Annotated in this window: 16 protein-coding genes; 11 read left to right on the top strand and 5 right to left on the bottom strand. The window is 62.8% G+C overall.

Translation table 11 applies throughout. The features are described 5' to 3' along the window. Positions 1-46: 46 nt before the first annotated feature. Positions 47-1,150, top strand: coding sequence for an N-acetylglucosamine-6-phosphate deacetylase (gene nagA / locus CFR71_RS10245; protein WP_110530752.1), 1,104 nt, complete (start codon positions 47-49; stop codon positions 1,148-1,150). Positions 1,151-1,436: 286 nt separating this feature from the next. Here nagA and CFR71_RS10240 read toward each other — a convergent pair whose 3' ends face one another. From CFR71_RS10240 to CFR71_RS10230, 3 genes are read right to left on the bottom strand one after another with little or no spacing between them, the layout of a single operon-like run. Beyond that, positions 1,437-2,198 carry a GntR family transcriptional regulator gene (locus tag CFR71_RS10240; RefSeq protein WP_239019288.1) on the bottom strand — a complete coding sequence of 254 codons (762 nt, stop codon included), beginning with the start codon at positions 2,196-2,198 and terminating at the stop codon, positions 1,437-1,439. A gap of 5 nt (positions 2,199-2,203) precedes the next feature. Then, the gene (locus CFR71_RS10235) at positions 2,204-3,136 is read right to left on the bottom strand and encodes an N-acetylmuramic acid 6-phosphate etherase (RefSeq protein ID WP_110530748.1); all 933 of its coding nucleotides are present in this window, start codon (positions 3,134-3,136) and stop codon (positions 2,204-2,206) included. Between the two features lie 37 nt (positions 3,137-3,173). Then, on the bottom strand, positions 3,174-4,355 hold the full coding sequence (locus tag CFR71_RS10230) for a serine hydrolase domain-containing protein (protein WP_110530746.1): 1,182 nt from the start codon (positions 4,353-4,355) through the stop codon (positions 3,174-3,176). Between the two features lie 289 nt (positions 4,356-4,644). Between CFR71_RS10230 and CFR71_RS10225 the strand changes: the two genes are divergently transcribed. The 3 genes from CFR71_RS10225 (at position 4,645) to CFR71_RS10215 (ending at position 8,075) form a co-directional block, all read left to right on the top strand. Then, positions 4,645-6,108 carry a sodium:solute symporter gene (locus CFR71_RS10225; RefSeq protein WP_110530810.1) on the top strand — a complete coding sequence of 488 codons (1,464 nt, stop codon included), beginning with the start codon at positions 4,645-4,647 and terminating at the stop codon, positions 6,106-6,108. Positions 6,109-6,272: 164 nt separating this feature from the next. Then, positions 6,273-7,487, top strand: a complete 1,215-nt coding sequence (locus CFR71_RS10220) for an NADP-dependent isocitrate dehydrogenase (RefSeq protein ID WP_110530744.1) — start codon at positions 6,273-6,275, stop codon at positions 7,485-7,487. Between the two features lie 357 nt (positions 7,488-7,844). After that, positions 7,845-8,075 (top strand): (2Fe-2S)-binding protein, encoded by a 231-nt coding sequence (locus CFR71_RS10215; protein WP_110530808.1) that lies wholly within the window; start codon positions 7,845-7,847, stop codon positions 8,073-8,075. Between the two features lie 101 nt (positions 8,076-8,176). Here CFR71_RS10215 and bfr read toward each other — a convergent pair whose 3' ends face one another. Continuing rightward, positions 8,177-8,659 carry a bacterioferritin gene (bfr, locus tag CFR71_RS10210; protein ID WP_110530742.1) on the bottom strand — a complete coding sequence of 161 codons (483 nt, stop codon included), beginning with the start codon at positions 8,657-8,659 and terminating at the stop codon, positions 8,177-8,179. A 453-nt stretch (positions 8,660-9,112) separates the two neighbouring features. On the opposite strand from bfr, the gene ppdK reads away from it, so the two are divergent. The 5 genes from ppdK (at position 9,113) to CFR71_RS10185 (ending at position 15,588) form a co-directional block, all read left to right on the top strand. Beyond that, positions 9,113-11,785, top strand: coding sequence for a pyruvate, phosphate dikinase (ppdK, locus tag CFR71_RS10205; protein WP_110530740.1), 2,673 nt, complete (start codon positions 9,113-9,115; stop codon positions 11,783-11,785). Between the two features lie 56 nt (positions 11,786-11,841). Beyond that, positions 11,842-12,720: a pyruvate, water dikinase regulatory protein gene (locus tag CFR71_RS10200; protein ID WP_110530738.1), complete on the top strand. Its 879-nt coding sequence runs from the start codon at positions 11,842-11,844 to the stop codon at positions 12,718-12,720. Between the two features lie 487 nt (positions 12,721-13,207). Next, the gene (locus CFR71_RS10195; protein ID WP_110530735.1) at positions 13,208-13,669 is read left to right on the top strand and encodes an RrF2 family transcriptional regulator; all 462 of its coding nucleotides are present in this window, start codon (positions 13,208-13,210) and stop codon (positions 13,667-13,669) included. 90 nt (positions 13,670-13,759) lie between these two features. After that, a complete protein-coding gene (locus CFR71_RS10190; RefSeq protein WP_110530733.1) occupies positions 13,760-15,016 on the top strand; it encodes a DUF763 domain-containing protein in 1,257 nt (418 codons plus the stop codon). Beyond that, positions 15,013-15,588, top strand: coding sequence for a DNA-3-methyladenine glycosylase I (locus tag CFR71_RS10185; RefSeq protein ID WP_110530731.1), 576 nt, complete (start codon positions 15,013-15,015; stop codon positions 15,586-15,588). The genes CFR71_RS10190 and CFR71_RS10185 overlap by 4 nt, the downstream gene beginning before the upstream one ends. Here CFR71_RS10185 and CFR71_RS10180 read toward each other — a convergent pair. Then, complete coding sequence (locus CFR71_RS10180; RefSeq protein WP_110530805.1) at positions 15,561-17,636, bottom strand: FUSC family protein; 2,076 nt, start codon at positions 17,634-17,636, stop codon at positions 15,561-15,563. The two genes, CFR71_RS10185 and CFR71_RS10180, sit on opposite strands and share 28 nt — an antisense overlap. A gap of 310 nt (positions 17,637-17,946) precedes the next feature. Between CFR71_RS10180 and CFR71_RS10175 the strand changes: the two genes are divergently transcribed. Both CFR71_RS10175 and CFR71_RS10170 read left to right on the top strand, forming a co-directional pair. Then, on the top strand, positions 17,947-18,468 hold the full coding sequence (locus CFR71_RS10175; RefSeq protein ID WP_239020352.1) for a MarR family winged helix-turn-helix transcriptional regulator: 522 nt from the start codon (positions 17,947-17,949) through the stop codon (positions 18,466-18,468). Between the two features lie 222 nt (positions 18,469-18,690). After that, entirely contained in the window at positions 18,691-19,674 is a 984-nt protein-coding gene (locus CFR71_RS10170; protein WP_110530801.1) for an HlyD family secretion protein, read from the top strand. The last annotated feature ends 1 nt before the right edge of the window (position 19,675 follow it).

Genomic DNA, 19,675 nt, shown 5'->3' with positions numbered 1-19,675 from the left:
GAATGTGATATGAATGGCGGACGGGATTCATGATCGGACGTAACCTATGAACATCAGTGGCCAGCTTGTCCTTGAGGATCGGATTGTCAGCGCGTCGATGTCCTTTGATGCGATGATCGGCGAAATCACGCCACAGGCCGATATGCCGGAACGCTATATCCTGCCGGGGTTCATCGACGGTCATGTCCATGGCGGCGATGGCGCGGATACGATGGATGGGGTGGACGCCATCCATCGCCTGTCACGCTTTCACCTCTCCCACGGCACCACGACCATCCTGCCGACCACCATTACGCGCCCGTGGGCCGACGTGATGGACGCCCTGCATGCCGTGGCGGAGGTCTGGCGCACCGGGATCCCGGACGGCCCGCAGGTCCATGGCGCGCATCTGGAGGGACCGTTCGTCAGTCCCCACCGTCTGGGCGCGCAGCCACCCTTCGCCATTGCCCCGGACCCGTTCCATGTGGAGCAAGCCCTTTCCACCGGCGTGGTGCGGGTTGTCACCCTTGCCCCCGAACTGGAGCATGCCGAAACCGCCATGGAGGCGTTCGCCGGGGCGGGCGTGCGGGTAAGCCTGGGGCATACAGTAACGGATTACGAGGGCGCGGAACGCGCGATCTGTCGCATCTGTGCCGCGGGGGGCGTGGCGGGTGCCACCCACCTGTTCAACGCCATGGCCCCGATCGAAAGCCGCAGGCCCGGCCCGGTGACCGCCCTGATGTGTAGTGATGCCGCCTATGCCGAGATGATTTTTGACACCCACCATGTCCATCCCGCGACGTTCCGCCTGGCGCATCGCGTCATGGGGGCGCGGCTGCTTTTCGTAACCGACGCCATGCGGGGCACCGGCGGGGGTGACGGGATCAGCCAGTTGGGGGGGCAGACCGTGCATATCCACAACGGGGTCGCGCGTCTGGAGAACGGATCGCTGGCGGGCAGTGTGCTCACGCTTGACGTGGCGCTGCGCAACGCGGTGGATGCGGGCATGTCCCTGTCCGACGCCGCATCGCTGGTCAGCACCAATCCCGCCCGTTATCTGGGGCTGGAGGACCGGGGCGTCCTGGCGCCGGGCCGGCGCGCCGATTTCGTGGTCATGAATAATGCCCTGCGGATCGAGGAAGTCTGGGTCGGGGGAAAGCGCCTGCACTGAGTTGTGGCGGAAAATCGCGCATGTTTCCCCCTGCGTGACGCATTGATCCGGGAAGGTTCCGGTGAAAAGACTTCGAAACTGTCTGAAAATAAGCTGCTGATAAAAACGACAAAAGTTTTTGGGTGTCGCCTTTTTTCAAAAAGGCGACGTTCCTGTCATGCTTTTTTGAAAATTTCAGGATATTATCGGCCAGACTTTTAAATAGTCTTCTGTTTGTCAGCGTCTTTTGAAAAAAGGCCGTCCCCCGGAAACATCTGCTGTTTTCATCAGGGGCCTGCCCTGAGGCTCAGGAAAGGGTCGTGGAAGCGGCCGTAAGCTCCACCACGAAATCATACATGTCCCCGCGATAGGTGGAATAGGTGACATCCAGCACGCGGCCATCGGCCAGGAACGCGCGGCGTTCGATCCGGAGGATGGCGGCGTGCGGTTTGAGGTGCAGCCACTGTGCCTCCTGCTGGGTCGCCAGTCCCGCCCGCAGGCGTTGCAGGGCGCGGACCGCCACCAGCCCGCGCGCCCTGAAGGCGGCATAGAGCGAGTCCTGGACCATCGACGGATCAGGCAGGTCGCGCGCCGTCACGATGGCGGTTTCTATTGCCATGGGTTCGTCGTCGGCCGTCCGGATCCGTTTGAGCCGCGTGATCCGCGTGCCCGGCGCGATCCCCAGCGCCATGGCTTCGTCCGGGCCGGCCATGGCGTGCTGCCTGTCCAGCCAGTGCGAACCCGGCGTAAAGCCGCGCGCCCGCATGTCCTGGGAAAAGCCGCTCAGTTCCGAAAGAGGCTGGCTGAAACGGCCGGATACGAACGTGCCCGCGCCTGTTTTCTGGATCACGAGCCCATCCTGCACCAGCTTGCCCATGGCCTTGCGCACGGTCACGCGCGAAACTCCGGTCATGCTGGCCAGTTCCCGCTCGGCCGGGATGACGTCGCCCCGGCGCAGTTGCCCGCTGTCAATCATATGCCGCAGCCGCGCTTCGAGCTGGAGATAGAGCGGCATGCGGCTGTCGGGGTCGGGCTGGAGCGAGTCTGCAATCCGTGTACGAGGGCTCACCCGGTTCAGTCCCCGCTGGCGCCGGATGGATGAAGCTGTGCAAAGACGCCGCGCAGGTTGTCGTCATGTGTGCTGAGCAGGGTCTCGATCTGATCGGCGGGAATCCCCCAGCACAGCATGACCGCCCGCTTGACGTTGAAGTTCGCGGCCTGCAGCGTCGCCATGGCCTGCTGTTCCGTGCAGCCGGTCAGGCTGCGCACCATGCGGCAGGCGCGACGGCGTAGCTTGTCATTGACGACGCGCATATCCACCATCTGCCCGCGATAGGCATGGCCCATGCGGATCATCAGCGTGGTTGAAATCAGGTTCAGCGTCGCCTTCTGCGCGGTTCCCGCCTTCAGCCGCGTGGAGCCGGAGATGACCTCCATCCCCGTCACGACCGGTATGCCCACCTCCGCCATGTTCAGCAGCTGGCACGAAGGGTTGCACGCAATGCCGATCGTCAGGCTGCCGGCGGTGCGCGCCGCGCCGATGGCGGCACAGGTATAGGGGGTGCTGCCGCTTGCCGCGATGCCAAGGACCACGTCATTGGCGCAGGGATCGTGGGCCAGTATTTCCGCGCGGGCGACATCGTCGCGGTCCTCCGCCCCCTCGGCGGCCTGATAGACGGCGTCATTGCCGCCCGCCAGCAGCAGGATAAGCCGTTCGGGTTCCCAGCCAAAGGTCGGCAGCAGTTCCACGCCGTCCTGCATCCCGATGCGTCCGGATGTGCCCGCGCCGACATAAAACAGCCGGCCGCCCGCCATCAGGCGGGGCAGGGCTGCGGTCACGGCCTGTTCCATCCGGGGGACGGCCGCGCGGACGGCGGCGATGGCGCTCATCTGCGATTCGACAAGCGCGTCCAGCACGGAGGCGACGGGCCACAGGTCGACATCGGCATAGCGCGGGTCCTGCCCCTCGGTCAGGGTGGGAAAGGGGGGAAGGGCATCAAGGGTCATGGGGCGCGGGCTCCTGACAGGGAAGAAGGAGGGCGGATCAGGTTCGGGGCGACGCCAGCGCCAGGGCGGCCGCTGTCGCGACATCATGGCGCAGGCGGATGACATTGCCGTGCCCGTCGGGATGGACGCGGTTGGCAAGGATCAGGACATAGCTGTCGCTTTGCGGATCCAGCCAGAGCGAGGTGCCGGTAAAGCCCGTATGGCCGAAGGACCCGACCGGAAAATGATCCCCGCGAGGGGAGGAATAAGGGGTGGAGATATCCCAGCCCAGCCCGCGCAGGTCGGTCTTGTCCTGCGGCTGCTGCGGCGTCGTCATCATCATCAGCGTCTGCTGCTGCAGGGGAAAGGCGGAGGGGCGGCCGGCGCGGCGGTCAAGCAGGGCCTGCGCATAGACGCACATGTCCGCGGCGTTGGAAAACAGCCCCGCGTGTCCCGCAACCCCGCCCATGCGACGTGCGGACGGGTCATGCACCACCCCGCGCAGCATGTGCCCGTCATCGTCGAACTGGGTCGGCGCAATCTGTCCCTGCCATGAAGGGGGCGGCAGGAAGCGGGAGTGGCTCATGCCCAGCGGGGCCAGGATATAACGCGCGGCATAGGCATCCAGCGTCATGCCGGACAGTTTTTCGACCAGGAAGCCCAGCGTGAGGAAATTGATGTCGCTGTAGACGAAGCCGCTGCCGGGCGGGTGGGACGGGACGGTATCCATCACGCGCTGAAAGGCGGCGGTGCGGCCCTGCCATTTCTGCGTCAGGTCCAGATCGGGCCGCAGTCCCGAATAATGGGTCAGCAGATGCCGGATCGTGATGCCGCCTTTCCCCGCGGTCGCGAATTGCGGCAGGTAGCGCGATACGGGATCGTCGAGGTCAAGGCGCCCTTCCTCCCACAGCTGCATCACGCATGGCGCGGTTATGACGGCCTTGGTCAGGGAGGCCATGTCGAACACGGTATCCCACGTCATGGGCTCGGGCGTCGGGACGACGGCGCGCTGTCCATAGACGGCGCGGTGCACGACCTGCTGCCCATGTCCGATGGCGCAGACCACGCCGGGGGTCGCATGCGTCGCGACGGCCTGTCTGAGCAGGCGATCCACATCCGCCATGCCTGTTTTCATCTGCTGGCCACGGCCGGTGCGCGCGCAGGCCGTAAGGATGGCCGCCCCCCCAAGCGTGAGGACATGACGGCGGCGCGGATGTCGCGCGACAGGGAAAGCATGCATGGGCAAAGGGTCCGATGGCAGGGGAGGCATGCATATGCCTGATACAGAAGAAATACCATTGTGGTTATGGAATGACAATCCTGTCCCATGCCGCCCATCGCCTGCCTGTCGGGGCCGGGATGCGGATCTTGCTGAAATTCCTGTGATAAACAGGCGTGGTTTATTTTTTCATGGGATGGTTCCGTTTCGGAATGACAAAAAAAACGTTTCGGGGCAGGATGATCTGTGGCGTTCATATGGTATTGCTTTGGTCATATGACCCATGTTTCTGAAGTATGATGGAACCGGCATGTCTCCTGTCGATCTCGCGATTATCTGCATCTACTGCCTGACCCTGCCGTTCATCGCGTTCGCGCTGTCGGGACGACAGGATTCCGTTTCCGCGTATGTCGGCGGGGGACATGACCTGCCGTGGTGGGCGATCTGCCTGTCCCTTGTCGCGACGGAAACCTCCACCCTTACGGTCATCAGCATTCCCGGCATCGCCTATGGCGACGGCATGGTCTTTGTCGGGCTGGCAACGGGATATGTCGTGGGACGCGCGCTGGTGGCCTGGCTGTTCCTGCCGCATTACTTTTCGGGAAAGTTCAGCAGCGTCTATCAGTATCTGGGACAGCGTTTCGGTTCCTCGATGGAACGCACGGTGTCGGTCACCTTTCTCCTGATGCGCGTCCTTGCGGAGGGGATCAGGATGTTCGCGGGCATGCTGCCCGTGGCCGCCATCCTGGCCGCCATGCATTTCCCGCTGCCTGATTTCGTCGTGATGCTCCTCATCATGGGGCTGACGCTGTTCTATACGCTTTTTGGCGGCCTGCGGGCCGTGGTCTGGTCCGATGCCATACAGCTTGCGGTGTATGTGACGGGGGCGGCGGCCTGTGTCCTTCTGCTGTTCCATCACGAAACGGCGGGGCAGGCGCACATGCTGGCGCATTCCAACAGGTTTCACCTGTTCCAGCGTTCGTCGATGTTTTTCCTCAATCCCTATACCCCCTTCGCTGCGGTGCTGGGCGGGGCCATCATGTCGATGGCATCCCACGGGACGGACCAGCTGATGGTGCAGCGTGTCCTGGCGGCGCGGAACCTTGCCGATGCCCGCAAGGCGCTGATTGGCAGCGGGTTCATGGTCGGGATGCTGTTCGCGCTGCTCTCGCTGGTGGGGATCCTGTTGTGGGCGCACAATGATGGCCGGTCGCTGGCGGAGGTGGGGCTTCATGCGTCCGACGAGCTTTTCCCCGACTTTATCGTGCGCGGACTGCCGCAGGGGCTTGCCGGGTTGCTGATCGCAGGGCTGCTCAGCGCCACGATGGGGTCGTTGTCCGCGACGCTCAATTCGATGACAAGCGCGACATTGCTCGACTTTTCCGGACCGTGCGCCGATGCGGCACGGCGCCTGCGGCTGCGTCCGCTGGCGTTCGCGCGGCTGGTGACGCTGGGCTGGGCCGTGGTTCTTGTGCTGGCCGCCCTGGGTTTTTCACGCAGCCATGGCCCCGCGGTGGTATTCGGCCTTTCGGTCGCCGCCTGTTCCTATGGCGCGATGCTGGGGGCGTTCCTGTTCGCCATGTTCCTGCCGCGCGCAAAGGTCAGGGACGTGCTGCCCGCCTTTATCCTGACATTGCTGGGCGTCTGCGCCGTCATGATGTTCGTCCATCCCCGTGGGCATGCCATTGCCTTTACATGGCTTGTGCCGTTCGGGGTGGTCCTGATGTTTGCGCTGGGCATGCTTTCGCGCCAGTTGCGGCGGGTGCAGGGCTAAGACGCGGGGTACGCCGGTCCTGCCTTTTTTTTCGTGCTGTCATGTTTGTGAAGAGGGGAGGCGCCTGTATCTCTTTATTCTTCGCCAAGGTGGACTTTATTAATGTTCGCCCCAAGGAAACGTCCATGCCTGCATGGATGTAACAATAAAGAGCGGACACATTCATGGCCAAAATCAAGGTAAAAAATCCCGTTGTCGAAATGGACGGGGATGAAATGACGCGCATTATCTGGCATTTCATCAAGGAACGCCTGATACTGCCCTATCTGGATATCGACCTGAAATATTTCGACCTGGGGATCGTCCATCGTGACGAGACGGATGACCGCGTCACGGTCGAGGCGGCCGAGGCTGTCCGCCGGTATGGCGTGGGCGTCAAGTGCGCGACGATCACCCCGGACGAGGAGCGGGTCAAGGAATTCGGCCTTAAGAAAATGTGGCGCTCCCCCAACGGGACGATCCGCAATATCCTGGATGGCACCATTTTCCGCGAACCCATCATCTGTTCCAACGTGCCGCGCCTGGTGCCGCACTGGACCAGGCCGATCGTCATCGGGCGGCATGCCTATGGGGATATCTACCGCGCGGCCGAAACCCGCATCCCCGGTCCCGGCAAGGTCACGCTGCGTTATGTTCCCGCCGACGGCGGGGAGGAGCAGGTCCTTGACGTGCATGATTTCAAGGGGCCGGGCGTCGCGCTGGGCATGCACAATACCCGTGCCTCGATCGAGGGGTTTGCCCGCGCGTCGCTGTCCTATGGCCGTGACCGCAAGCTGCCGGTTTACCTTTCCACCAAGAACACGATCCTCAAGGCCTATGACGGCATGTTCAAGGATGTGTTCCAGGAGATCTATGACCGCGAATTCCGCGCGGATTTCGAAAAGCTGGGCCTGACGTACGAACATCGCCTGATTGACGACATGGTGGCCTGCGCCCTGAAATGGAGCGGCGGCTACGTCTGGGCGTGCAAGAACTATGACGGCGATGTAGAGAGCGATATCGTCGCGCAGGGTTTCGGCAGCCTTGGCCTGATGACCTCGGTCCTGCTGAACCCCACGGGCGACGTGGTGGAGGCGGAGGCCGCGCATGGCACCGTGACCCGCCATTTCCGCGAATATCAGAAGGGACGTCCGACCAGCACGAATCCCATCGCCTCCATCTTCGCATGGACGCGGGGTCTGGCCTATCGCGGGCGTTTCGACGACACCCCGGATGTCATCCATTTCGCCGAAACGCTGGAGCGCGTCTGCATTGAAACGGTCGAAGGCGGGGAAATGACCAAGGACCTCGCCCTTCTGGTGGGCAACGGCACCAAATGGCTGGATACGCAGCCATTTCTGGACGTGCTCGATGCCCGCCTGCGCAAGAAGCTGGGCTGATATCTCAAAACACGCGCCCCGCATGGCCCGGTATCCATGTGGGGCGTTCTATTTCCTGTCCCCCGATGCGTGGAGCGGTCGGGTGACGGCATGTTTATGCATGTCGATGGCTGCACACCCCTTTGTGGGCGGTCGTCGGCATGACCTGCTCCCTTTGCAACAACAGTCTGCTGTCATGTTTTTCGCACCCCGGTCATGGGGTGCGTGGACACGCATTCGCTACCTGCCCGGATGGGCGGGGAAGGGTGCTCGCACGGGCGTGTCCATCCAATTGCGAAAAATTATCATCCACCCATTGATAGTGAGAATTGTTCTCATATATAGTGAGCCGGACTCGCGGTAATGGATGGGTGTTTCATGTTTGTCTGCTCGTGCAACATGCTGACGGATACGGATGTCGATATGGCGGTAAACCAGGGGGCAACCCGTCCGAAGGAAGTTTATGCGGCAAAGGGGTGCAAGGCGCAGTGCGGCAACTGCGTTCCCGGCGTGCTGTGCCTGTTGCGCCGCGCGTTGCGTCAGGCGCGTGAGGGACAGGGCGCGGAGCTTGGTCTGCCGGGTGGCGTGGAAAATTCCCTGCCGGCCTGAGGGCGGATGGCGTCACGGCGCCTGCCCGTTTTCGCCACGCAGGGATAACGTCACAGGGATAACGCCAGCCAGCCCGAGGGGATGGCCGGCGCAGGCTTGGATCAGTCCTGTTCAGCGGATCCGGAGTTGAGCTGGATATAGCGTTCGATGCCGATCATCTTGATCAGGTCGAACTGACGGTCGAGGAAGTCTTCATGCTCTTCCTCGTTATCCAGGATCTTCAGGAACAGATCGCGCGAGACATAGTCACGCACGCTTTCACAGTAGGCAATGGCCTCCCGCAGGTCCGCGATCGCCTTTTCTTCCAGCTTCAGGTCGCATTTCAGGATCTCCTCGACATTCTGGCCGATGAGGATCTGGTTGTAGCGCTGGACGTTGGGCAGGCCGCCAAGGAACAGGATGCGTTCGATCAGCCAGTCGGCATGACGCATTTCCTCGATTGATTCTTCATATTCCTTCTTGCCCAGCAGGGTGACGCCCCAGTGGTTGAGCGTGCGGGCATGCAGGAAATACTGGTTGATGGCCGTCAGTTCATTGGTAAGCTGGGTGTTGAGATGTTCGATGATCTTCGGATCGCGGATCATGTTTCCTGTCCTTGGTGATTGGGGGCGGCGTGTAATGAATGCCACGGCCCAGTGTAATGTTCCACGGCGGCAGACGCAAAGGAATGCCACCATTGCGGTGTCCGGTCTGGTATCACCGGCATCCGGTCATGGCAAAATCCTGTTGAAGTAGAAAACCGCAAAGCTGCCATGTCCGCTGCAAGATATTGAAATAAATATGTTGCAATGCAACAGAACCGGACCGCTCTTGTCTGTCATTAATGGCGTCCATCTGCGATATGTTCGCATTCCTGATGTATTGTCATTCCCGTTGCGCGAAAATATCTGTTGCCGAAATTCGGGAACTCGCATAATTTTTCTATCTGGCCCTGCTGAAAACAATAATATGAAGAATATGGTGGCCGGCCTTTGCATTCCTTGCGCCAGAATGGGATTTCAGGGGCGTGGCGCTATCGCAAGTGGGAACGAGCAGACATGACGAAGTGGGTATACAGTTTCGGAAACGGCCTGAACGAAGGACGCGCGGAGATGCGCAACCTCCTCGGCGGGAAGGGCGCGAATCTTGCGGAAATGGCGTCGATCGGCCTGCCGGTTCCGCCCGGCTTTACCATAACGACGGATGTCTGCTCGGCGTTCTATGAAAACGGGCGCAATTATCCCGATGACCTGCGCGCCCAGGTGGACGCGGCCATGCAGCGTATCGAGGCGGCGATGGGGCTGCGTTTCGGCGATGAAAACGCCCCGCTGCTGGTGTCGGTCCGTTCCGGGGCCCGCGTGTCCATGCCGGGGATGATGGATACGGTCCTCAACCTCGGCCTCAATGACCGGACGGTGGAAGGTCTGGCCCGTTCATCCGGCGATCCGCGCTTTGCATGGGACAGCTATCGCCGGTTCGTGCAGATGTACGGATCCGTGGTCATGGGAGTCGCCCACCACCATTTCGAGGATGTCCTCGACCAGTTCAAGCGGACGCTGGGTGTTGTTGACGACACCGCCATTTCCGCCGCGCAATGGCGCGAGGTCGTCGGCGCCTATCACGAGATCATCCGTGAACATACCGGACAGGAATTCCCTTCCGACCCGCAGGCGCAGCTGTGGGGGGCGATTGGCGCGGTTTTCGGATCCTGGATGAACCCGCGTGCCCATACCTATCGCAAGCTGCATGATATCCCGGCGTCCTGGGGGACGGCGGTCAATGTCCAGTCGATGGTGTTCGGCAACATGGGCGACGACTGCGCCACGGGCGTGTGTTTCACCCGCGATCCCGCCACGGGCGAGGATGTTTTCTATGGCGAATACCTGATCAATGCGCAGGGCGAGGACGTGGTCGCCGGGATCCGCACCCCGCAGCCCATGTCCAACGCCCGCGCGGAGGAAGGGCAGCACCCCATGGAAACGGTGCTTCCTGATGCGTATGCCGAGCTTCTGCGGGTCCGCACCCTGCTGGAACGCCATTACCGCGACATGCAGGACATCGAATTCACGGTCCAGCGCAATGTCCTGTACCTGCTGCAGACCCGAAACGGCAAGCGGACGGCCGCCGCCGCCCTGAAAATCGCCATCGACATGGCGCGTGAAGGGCTGATTTCAAAGGAAGACGCGATCCGGCGCGTTCCGGCGACCTCGCTGGACCAGCTGCTGCATCCCGCCCTTGATCCGAAGGCCGAGCGCGTGCAGCTGACGCGTGGCCTTCCCGCGTCGCCCGGCGCGGCCTCCGGCGCGGTCGTGTTCACCGCGGAAGAATGCGAGGTGCGCGCCGCGCGTGGCGAGGACGTGATCCTGGTGCGCGTGGAAACGTCGCCCGAAGACGTCCATGGCATGCACGCCGCCCGTGGCGTGCTTACGGCGCGTGGCGGCATGACGTCGCATGCCGCTGTCGTCGCGCGTGGCATGGGGCGTGTCTGCGTCGCCGGCGCGGGCAGCATCCACATCGATTATGCCACCATGGTCATGACCATCGACGGTCATTCCATCGCCGAAGGTGACTGGATCACCCTCGATGGCAGCACGGGGGCCGTCTATCTGGGGCGTGTTGCGACGATTCCCCCGGTCCTGTCGGATGATTTCAACACCCTGATGGGATGGGCCGATTCCATCCGTCGGCTTGGCGTGCGCGCCAATGCCGAAACGCCCGACGATGCCCGCACGGCGCGTCGTTTCGGGGCGGAAGGAATCGGGCTGGCACGCACGGAGCACATGTTCTTCGGCCCCGACAGGATCGGACATGTGCGCCAGATGATCATCGCGGATGAAGAGGCTGTGCGCCAGCGCGCGATCAACGCGCTTCTGACCTTCCAGCGGGAGGATTTCGTCAGCATCTTCCGCATCATGGCCGGGCTTCCGGTCACGGTGCGGCTGCTTGATCCGCCGCTGCATGAATTCCTGCCGCATGCCGATTCCGAAATCGCCGAGGTCGCCGCCGCGCTGGGCCGGACGGTCGAAGAGGTGCGTGCGCGTTGCGCCGCCCTGTCGGAGGCCAATCCGATGCTTGGTCATCGCGGCTGCCGGCTGGGCCTGACCAATCCGGAAATCTATGCCATGCAGGTCCGTGCGATCATCGAGGCCGCGTTGCAGGTCTCGGACGAGACGGGCAAGGGGATCGTGCCGGAAATCATGATCCCGCTGGTCGCGATGCGCGCGGAACTGGAGGTCGTCCGTCGCGCGGCGGAGGCGGAAATCGCGTCCGTGCTGCGCGAACGTGGCGCGGCGCTCGACTATCGGATCGGCACGATGATCGAACTGCCCCGTGCGGCGATACAGGCGGGGGAAATCGCGCAATGCGCCGATTTCTTCTCGTTCGGGACCAATGACCTGACGCAGACGACCTTTGGCCTGTCGCGCGATGATGCCGGGTCGTTCCTGCCGTTTTATGTGGACCACGGACTGCTGCCGAAGGATCCGTTCGTGTCGATCGACCGGGACGGCGTAGGCGCGCTGGTGCGGATGGGCAGTGAACGGGGGCGCGCGACGCGTCCGGACCTGAAACTGGGCATCTGTGGCGAACATGGCGGGGATCCGGATTCGATCGCCTTCTTTGACCTGGTCGGTCTGGATTATGTCTCGTGCTCGCCCTTCCGTGTGCCGGTGGCGCGTCTGGCCGCGGCCCAGGCAGCCCTGGCCCATCGTGAGGAAAACGCGGTCGCCTGACCGCAGCGTGGAGGCAGGCAGCGCTGCCTGATGGTGGCGTTGCACTGCGAAGATATATGAACAGTAAGCCGATTGTCCTGCATCTGGTGTCGGAGGCCACGGGCCAGACGCTGGAGGCGGTCGTGCGCGCCTGTGGCGCGCAGTTTCCGGAATCTTCCTTCGTGCAACGCAGCTGGAATCTGGTCCGTTCACAAATTCAGGTCGGGCGTGTCCTGGCCGGGGTCGCGGCGGAACCGGGGCCGGTCCTGTCGTCCCTGACGACGCCCGTCCTGCGTGATGCACTGCGGACGGGATGTCACCGCATGGGGGTGCATGTCGAAAACATCCTCGACAGCACCATCTATTTTCTGGAACGCGAAACCGGCAGGCGGGCGGAACGCCATCCGGGCGGCCAGTATGTCATGGATGATGAATACCGCCGTCGCATTGACGCCATGCAGTACGTCATCGGCCATGATGACGGACAGCGGGCCAAGTCGCTGGAGGACGCGGACGTAATTCTGGTGGGGGTATCGCGGACGTCGAAAACCCCCACCTGCTTCTACCTTGCCAATCGCGGGGTGCGCGCGGCCAATGTTCCGCTGGTGCAGGATGTCCCGCTTCCCGCTGGGCTGCTGGAGTACAGGGGAACGGTTGTCGGCCTGATGATCGACCCGCATACATTGGTGGAAATCCGGCGTTCGCGTGTGGATATGATGTTGCCGGGCCGTAAATTCGCCCGGCGCAGGATATCCGATGAATCCATGCGCCCTTATGTCGACCCGATGCGGGTGGAGGAGGAGCTTGTCTGGGCGCGTCGGCTGTGTGCCCGGCATGGCTGGCCGGTTATCGATGTCACGCATCGTTCGGTCGAGGAAACGGCGGCCGCCATCATCGACATGATCGCGCATCCGCCCCTGCGCAGGATGAACAACACGACTGTTGCGGAAAAATGACCGGGATATGGGAAAGCCCTGATAATATAAGCAGGGATACAAAAAGACATTTATGATATGTTCCCATGGTGAAGGTTCGTTAACCGCTGAGAAGCTGTTTGAAAACAGTCCTTTGACAAAAAATGACAGAAGTTTTCGGGTGTCGCCTTTTTGCAAAAAGGCGACGTCTTTTGAAGCTTTTTGGAAAAAGCTTCACCAAAAAGTTTTATGATTTCAGAATATTATTGGCCCGATCTTTTCAGGCAGTCCCCGAAGGACGTGGTTGTGCAAAGGTGCGAAAGCCAGCAGTCGGATAAAATCCGCCCAGATCGGACATCACGAACAAGTGAATTCTGGTAATCATGCGCGTATCATCAGGTTCTGGACTGAAAAACTGCTGTCGAAGTCCTGAAAAACTGAATATGTTAATACTTCCTTAAAACATAGATAATTATAGTATCTTTTGTTCCCTCTTTTTTGCGCATGGTACGGATGTTATGTACTTGCCATGCGAATGACCTTACATACTGATTATGCCTTGCGGACATTGTTTTATGTAGGGCTTCATAGTGAGCGCCGGGTTTCCATCCATGAGGTGGCGACGGCCTATGGCATTTCGGAAAATCACCTCGTCAAGGTCATACATAGGCTTGGGCGTGGGGGCTTTATCCAGACCGTGCGCGGGCGTGGCGGCGGGCTGACGCTGGCGCGTTCGCCAGATGACATCCGAATTGGCGATGTGGTCCGCCATACCGAAGAGGACATGACGCTTGTCACCTGCGAACCGATGGATGAAAACGGGCGTGCATGCGTCCTGGCGCGACAGTGCCGCCTGCGCGGGTTGCTGGGACAGGCGGTCGGTGCGTTCATGGCGGTGCTGGATGATGCGACGCTCGGCAGCCTGCTGAGCGAAGACGACAGCATCGTCCTGCGGCGGATTTTCGCCCTTGCGCAGGTGACGGAGGGGTAATTCCACCTCCGGCCGCGTTCCCTGTGGCCTGTGATGCACGCTTCGTGCTAGGAACAATGTTTCCTTAATGTTCTTGCAGGGGCGTGGAGCGTGGCACGACGGGCAGGCAGCGCGGATATGCCGCTTCATGGGGGACGGGTGCCCCACTGGCTGGGACAGCGGATGGCCCGTCTTGGGGCCGTCATCGCGCAGGCGATCATCCACCATTATGGCCGCGACGAATTCCTGCGTCGCCTGGCGCATCCCTTCTGGTTCCAGTCCTTTGGCGCCGTCATGGGCATGGACTGGCATTCTTCCGGCATCACGACCAGCGTGATCGGCGCGCTCAAGCGTGGCCTTGCGCCCCTGTCGGCCGAACTGGGCGTTCATGTCTGCGGGGGCAGGGGGCGACATTCGCGCCGCACGCCCGACGAACTGCTGCTGGTGGGGGAAAAAACGGGCGGAGACGCCGCCGCGTGGGTCAGGGCCAGCCGCCTGGTGGCAAAGGTGGACAGTGCCGCGGTCCAGGACGGTTTTGACCTGTATCTTCACGGCTTCATCGTCACCGATGACGGACGCTGGACGGTCATCCAGCAGGGAATGAACGACACGCAGCGCCTTGCCCGGCGGTATCACTGGCTGTCCGAAGGGGTGCGGAGCTTCGTCGAAATGCCCCATGCCGCGATTGAGGGGCGTCGACAGGGGCAGATCGTCAACCTGACCGACCGGCGCGCCGATGCATCCCGACGCGGGCAGCTTGAACTGCTGCACGATTTCGGCCCCGATCGGATCGTCAGGGAGGTTTCGGCCCTGCGTGGCCCGCGCAATACCGCACCTGCCGACATGCCGTTCCTGCCCCATCTCGTGATGCCGGAACATCATGACGTGCGTTCGTCCGACGTGGTGCTGCGGCGCCTGCACGGCGCTCTGGCGGCGGCGGCCCATTGCGGTCCGCAGGATTTCGCGGACCTGCTGCTGGTTCCCGGCGTGGGCGCGCGCACCGTGCTGTCGCTGGCGCAGGTGGCGGAGGTGGTGCATGGCGCGCCGTGCCGCTTTGCCGATCCGGCGCGGTTTTCGCTGGCCCATGGCGGCAAGGACCGCGAACCCTATCCCGTTCCGGTCGCGGTATATGACCGCACCATCTCCGTCATGAAGGCTGCCGTGGCGGCGGCGCGCCTTGGAAATGAGGAGCGGCTGGACGCCCTGCGCCGGCTGGACAGGCAGGCCCGACGTCTGGAACGGGATGCGACCGGCCCCTCCCTGTCGGGCTTCATCGGGGAGGAGCGGCGCAGGTCCCATGAATACGGCGGACGCTCGGTCTTCGGATATGCCTGCCCCCCCACGGTGGAGGTGGAGTCCGGCGCATGAGCGCATCCCTGCCGCGTCGGTGCGCATGGGTGGGCAACAGCGCGCTGCTGGCGGCCTATCACGACGAAGAATGGGGGCGACCGGTGCATGATGGCCGCGCCCTTTGGGAAGGGCTGATGCTGGAGGGGTTTCAGGCCGGCCTGTCATGGGTGACGGTGCTGAAACGGCGCGAGGGATTCCGCCGTGCCTTCGCCGGTTTCGACCCGGCCCGTGTCGCCCGGTTCGGGGAGGGGGATATCGCGCGCCTGATGGCCGATCCGGGGATCATCCGTTGCCGCCGCAAGATCATGTCCACGATCGGCAATGCGCGGGCCTATCTGGACATGCAGGCGCGGGGCGAGGATTTCGCGACATTCGCGTGGAGCATGACGCCCGATGGGCCGGTCCGCAACGAAAGCGGGGCGGTGCAGGCGCAGTCGCCCCTGTCGCAGGCCATGTCACGGTCGCTCAGGGCGCGGGGGTTCCGTTTCGTGGGGCCGGTCATCGTTTATGCATGGATGCAGGCGATGGGCATGATTATCGACCATGATCCCGGCTGCGCCCATCATTCGGAAAACCTGCCGTCCGGTTGAGGCAGGGCAAGGAATGCCCGCGCGCGGGGATAGGCGTCCGACCACTGGATCGGGCCGTTATGGTCAAGGAAGTCGGGAATGTCGGAAATGATCCGTTCCGCCTGTTCCATGCAGGCAATGGCCTCCATCTGGCGGGGCGGCAGCGATGTCAGGGCATGTCCAGCGCTGATGCGCGCGCAGATTTCGCGCAGGTTTCGCGCGGTCTGCAGGGGCCTGTGCGTCAGTTCGCCAAAGGTGGACAGCGCATCGCGCAGCTGCTCGCGTTCCGGCCCGGGGGTGGCGGCATCAAAGGCAAGATGGCGCAGCCGCGCGACCAGACGCCCCAGCGAAATGGTCGCCAGCGCCGCATCGACATACAGGTTCGCAACCGGCGCGGGCGCGCAGAAAGACAGCCGCATGGCAAGACGCGCCACTTTCTGAAGCTGCAGGTTTTCCCACACGATCCATTGCCCCTGCAGGGATGAACGACCCAGCGCTAGCTGCCGGACGCTGCGGGAGAGGGAGGAGACCAGCCGTGCCCCGTCCAGACGGTGATTGGGGGGCAGGATGACGCGGAACGACAGCACCAGCATGCAGCATCCCACCAGAATCGCCACCCATTCATTCATCAGGGAGATGTCATTGTAGTGAATGGGATTGTTGATCTGCAGCATGATGGTGGAAAACACGGAATACCCAAAGGCCCCGATACCCAGGCGGGGACTGAACTGCAGCCATATCCCCGGCAGCAGGAACAGGCACAGGCTGGCGCACAGCAGGGGGTATCCGTCGATCCGGGGCAGAACGAACAGATGGCACAGCAGTCCCGCCGGCACGCCCAGCGCGGTCCCCCCGGCCAGCAGCCCGGAGGCACGCGATGCCGACGGCGCCGTGGACAGAAGGCTGGAGGCCGCGACGACATACAGCATCATCATCGGTCCCGCCGTCCAGTGCAGGATATACCATGTCAGCCCCGCGATCAGCGTCGTCAGCGCCCCGCGCGCGCCGTTGCGCAGCGCCGTGGGCCATTCCATGAACGGGCGCAGCCGCAGCGTGCGGTCGCGGCCCCCGCGATGGGCAAGATCGCGCAGGCCGTTTTCCAGTCGCGACAGCAGGTCGCGCGCATCATCAAGGAACAGGAGCTGCCGGGGCGACAAATCACTTTCCGCCCGCGCCAGCAATGCCTGGCGCGTCCGTTCGATGCGCAGGCAGGCCGTGGCGCAGATTTCGTCGAGCGCGGCATGTTCGCTTGCCCGCAGCAGGTCGCGCATCAGGTCCGCGATCAGTCCGTCGGGGGATCGCTGCTCATCCGATATGCCCCCATGTCCCGACGCGATGATGGCATGCGGGTGATAGGCCGCGACAATTCCCGACAGCCGCGCCAGCCCCGCCCGGATTTCACGGTGGCGCACGCTGATGTCGTAATTGTCGGTCGCGGCGTATTCCACGGCGTCCGACAGGCTGGCAAGCCGTGACAGCAGTCCGGCGCGCCGGGCGTGAAACGCGGCCTGCGTCATCGCGTCGGCGCCCGTGTCATGGCGCGACAGCACGTAACCGACGGTATCGCGGAAGATGGCGCGGATCCGCTCGATCAGCGGGTCGGAACGGCGGGGCGACGTGACCATGAAGACCGCCGCCGTGGTCACGATGCCCACGACCACGGCGGACAGCCGCGAAAGAGCGCTGAGGAACACGCCATCGGGATCGCCAAAGGCGGGGGCGGCGATGATGACGATGGTATATCCCGTCAGCACGGCGGCATAGGCGCGGAACAGCCGCAGGAAGGTCGCGGCCATGCAGGCCAGCCCCACCGTGACCGACAGCGCCATGATGTAGAGGATTGGCGACTGCACGAACGTTGCCATCAGCGCCACGCTGATGATCGCGCCGATCACGGTGCCGATCATGCGCCATATGCTTTTCGACACCAGTGCGCCCACCGCCGGGTTCGCGACGATCATGACGGTGGTCACCGAACTCATCGGGGACTGGAGCTGGAAACTGAAGGCCAGGAACAGCGCGATGCATACCGACAGCATGACGCGCGCGCTGAAGGCGGCGGTGGCCATATGGGCACGCCATCGCGCGTCGTCACGGAAGGTATCGAACGCTCCGGACAGGCGTCTTACCAAGACGCGGTTCCGTCATGGGACGAAGATGGGCCGGGGGAAGGCGCGAAGGGAAATGGCATGCCAGGGGATCCGTTGCGAAATACGGCACATTAATTTCATAACAATTATTGCCATGTCAATATTTTGGATGCATTGAATCCCGACAGGTCGTACGAATGCGTGGATGCCGTGTGGAATCGCCGCATCCACTCATGTCTTGCTTCATGATATCGAAGGGGCAGGCGATAGACCGACACGTTGGAGCATCATGTCAGCACATTCCCCACTGCCCGATGTCGAAGGAACCGGCTTTCAGGACATGCGCATGACGTTCCTGACGATGCGCCTGTCCAACACGTGGCGGCTGCTTCTGGACCGCGCGATCCGTCCCGAAGGGATGAGCATGGCGATGATGCGTCCGCTCGCCTACCTCATGATGCTGCCCGATGGCGTGTCGCAGCGTGACCTGGCGCACGCCATGAATACCGACAGTTCCGCGCTGGTGCGCGTGCTGGACCTGCTGGAAAACGAGGGGCTGGTCGAACGGCGGGCCGACCCGGCCGACCGGCGTGCCAAGCGGCTTGTCCTGACGGCCGAGGGGAAGAGCAGGTGCGCCCGCCTGCATGAAATATGCGCGGAGGTGGAGGCACGTTTCCTGCGTGATATCCCGGCCGACATGATGGACCGGACGGTCGATGTCCTGTCACGGATCCTGGGGCGTGCCGAACTGCTGGCGCAGGACGAAGGGAACGGGCGCGGGGACATGCCATTTCGCGGCCCGCGCGGGTGATCGGGGATGATGGGACGGGGGAAAAGGACAGGATGGTTTTCCTGCATTGATTTTGCAGGTAATCGCCTGTTGCCCATGCTGTCCCGAGACTGTAATGGCGTTGTAACATGGTCCATGCCATCTGGAACATCGCGCGCCGGAACCGCGTAAAAGATTCAGGGGAGCAAGATACTTGTCGCGTATTTTTCGCAATATTTTACGTGCATGCATCGGCCGGTGCGCGTGAATACGCGCGATCTGCTGATTGGCGCGGGGCTTGCCATCGTGATTGCCGGTGGCGGGGCCGCCTGGTTCTATGTCGCGCATCGCGATGAACTGCCTGCCGGAATCGCGCGGGCCAACGGGCGTCTGGAACTGACCCGGCTGGATATCGCGGTGAAATATCCCGGTCGCGTCACCGACCTTGATTTTTCCGAAGGTGACGAGGTCACGGCCGGGCAGGTTCTGGCGCATGAAGACGATGCCGAGGCGCGTGACCAGCTTGCCGCCGCGCGGGCGCAGGTGACCGAGGCGCGTGAAACGGGACAGCGTGCTAGCGCCGAACGCGACGCGCAGCAGGCGGCCCTCCATCTGGCGCAGCTTGAACTTGACCATGCCCGCGTGATGTACCGGCAGCATCTTGTCTCCGACATGGAGCTTCAGCAGCGCCAGACGGACCTCGACGCCCATCAGGCGGCGTTGCAGGCGGCGGATCATGCCGTGGCGGCAGCCACGGCGGCGCAGGATGCGGCACAGGCCCAGGCGGGGCGGGCCGCGACGGTCGTGGGCGACATGACCATCCATGCCCCCGTGTCCGGGCGGGTGGAATACCGCATTGTCGAAAAGGGCGCCGTGGTGCCGGGCGGGGGACGAATCGGCTCCATGCTGGATCCCTCCGACATGTATCTGACGGTCTTTTACCCGTCAGAGGTCGCAGGCGGGCTGCATGTGGGCGATGAGGCGCGCATCGTGCTTGATGCCCTGCACCGGCAGGTCATTCCCGCCACCATTTCCTTTGTCGCGCCCGAGGCGCAGTTCACCCCGAAATATGTCGAGACGACAAGCGAGCGTGAAAAGCTGGTCTATCGCGTGAAGCTGCAGGTGGCGCCACAGACGGCGCGACAGTACGGGACGATGCTGAAATCAGGCATGACGGGCGATGGTTATGTCCGCCTTGACCCGGCGATCCGCTGGCCCGACAGCCTGTTTCTTGCCAATGCGAAGTGAT

Source organism: Novacetimonas pomaceti (assembly GCF_003207955.1).
GTDB classification, from domain to species: domain Bacteria; phylum Pseudomonadota; class Alphaproteobacteria; order Acetobacterales; family Acetobacteraceae; genus Novacetimonas; species Novacetimonas pomaceti.
This window is presented reverse-complemented; position numbering and strand designations above follow the sequence as displayed.

Coding starts and splice junctions, on each gene's coding strand:
- nagA (WP_110530752.1), top strand. CDS start 47: ATGAACATCAGTGGCCAGCTTGTCCTTGAGGATCGGATTGTCAGCGCG.
- CFR71_RS10235 (WP_110530748.1), bottom strand. CDS start 3,136: ATGACCCTTGATGCCCTTCCCCCCTTTCCCACCCTGACCGAGGGGCAG.
- CFR71_RS10230 (WP_110530746.1), bottom strand. CDS start 4,355: ATGCATGCTTTCCCTGTCGCGCGACATCCGCGCCGCCGTCATGTCCTC.
- CFR71_RS10225 (WP_110530810.1), top strand. CDS start 4,645: ATGTCTCCTGTCGATCTCGCGATTATCTGCATCTACTGCCTGACCCTG.
- CFR71_RS10220 (WP_110530744.1), top strand. CDS start 6,273: ATGGCCAAAATCAAGGTAAAAAATCCCGTTGTCGAAATGGACGGGGAT.
- CFR71_RS10215 (WP_110530808.1), top strand. CDS start 7,845: ATGTTTGTCTGCTCGTGCAACATGCTGACGGATACGGATGTCGATATG.
- bfr (WP_110530742.1), bottom strand. CDS start 8,659: ATGATCCGCGATCCGAAGATCATCGAACATCTCAACACCCAGCTTACC.
- ppdK (WP_110530740.1), top strand. CDS start 9,113: ATGACGAAGTGGGTATACAGTTTCGGAAACGGCCTGAACGAAGGACGC.
- CFR71_RS10200 (WP_110530738.1), top strand. CDS start 11,842: ATGAACAGTAAGCCGATTGTCCTGCATCTGGTGTCGGAGGCCACGGGC.
- CFR71_RS10195 (WP_110530735.1), top strand. CDS start 13,208: ATGCGAATGACCTTACATACTGATTATGCCTTGCGGACATTGTTTTAT.
- CFR71_RS10185 (WP_110530731.1), top strand. CDS start 15,013: ATGAGCGCATCCCTGCCGCGTCGGTGCGCATGGGTGGGCAACAGCGCG.
- CFR71_RS10180 (WP_110530805.1), bottom strand. CDS start 17,636: ATGGCCACCGCCGCCTTCAGCGCGCGCGTCATGCTGTCGGTATGCATC.
- CFR71_RS10175 (WP_239020352.1), top strand. CDS start 17,947: ATGTCAGCACATTCCCCACTGCCCGATGTCGAAGGAACCGGCTTTCAG.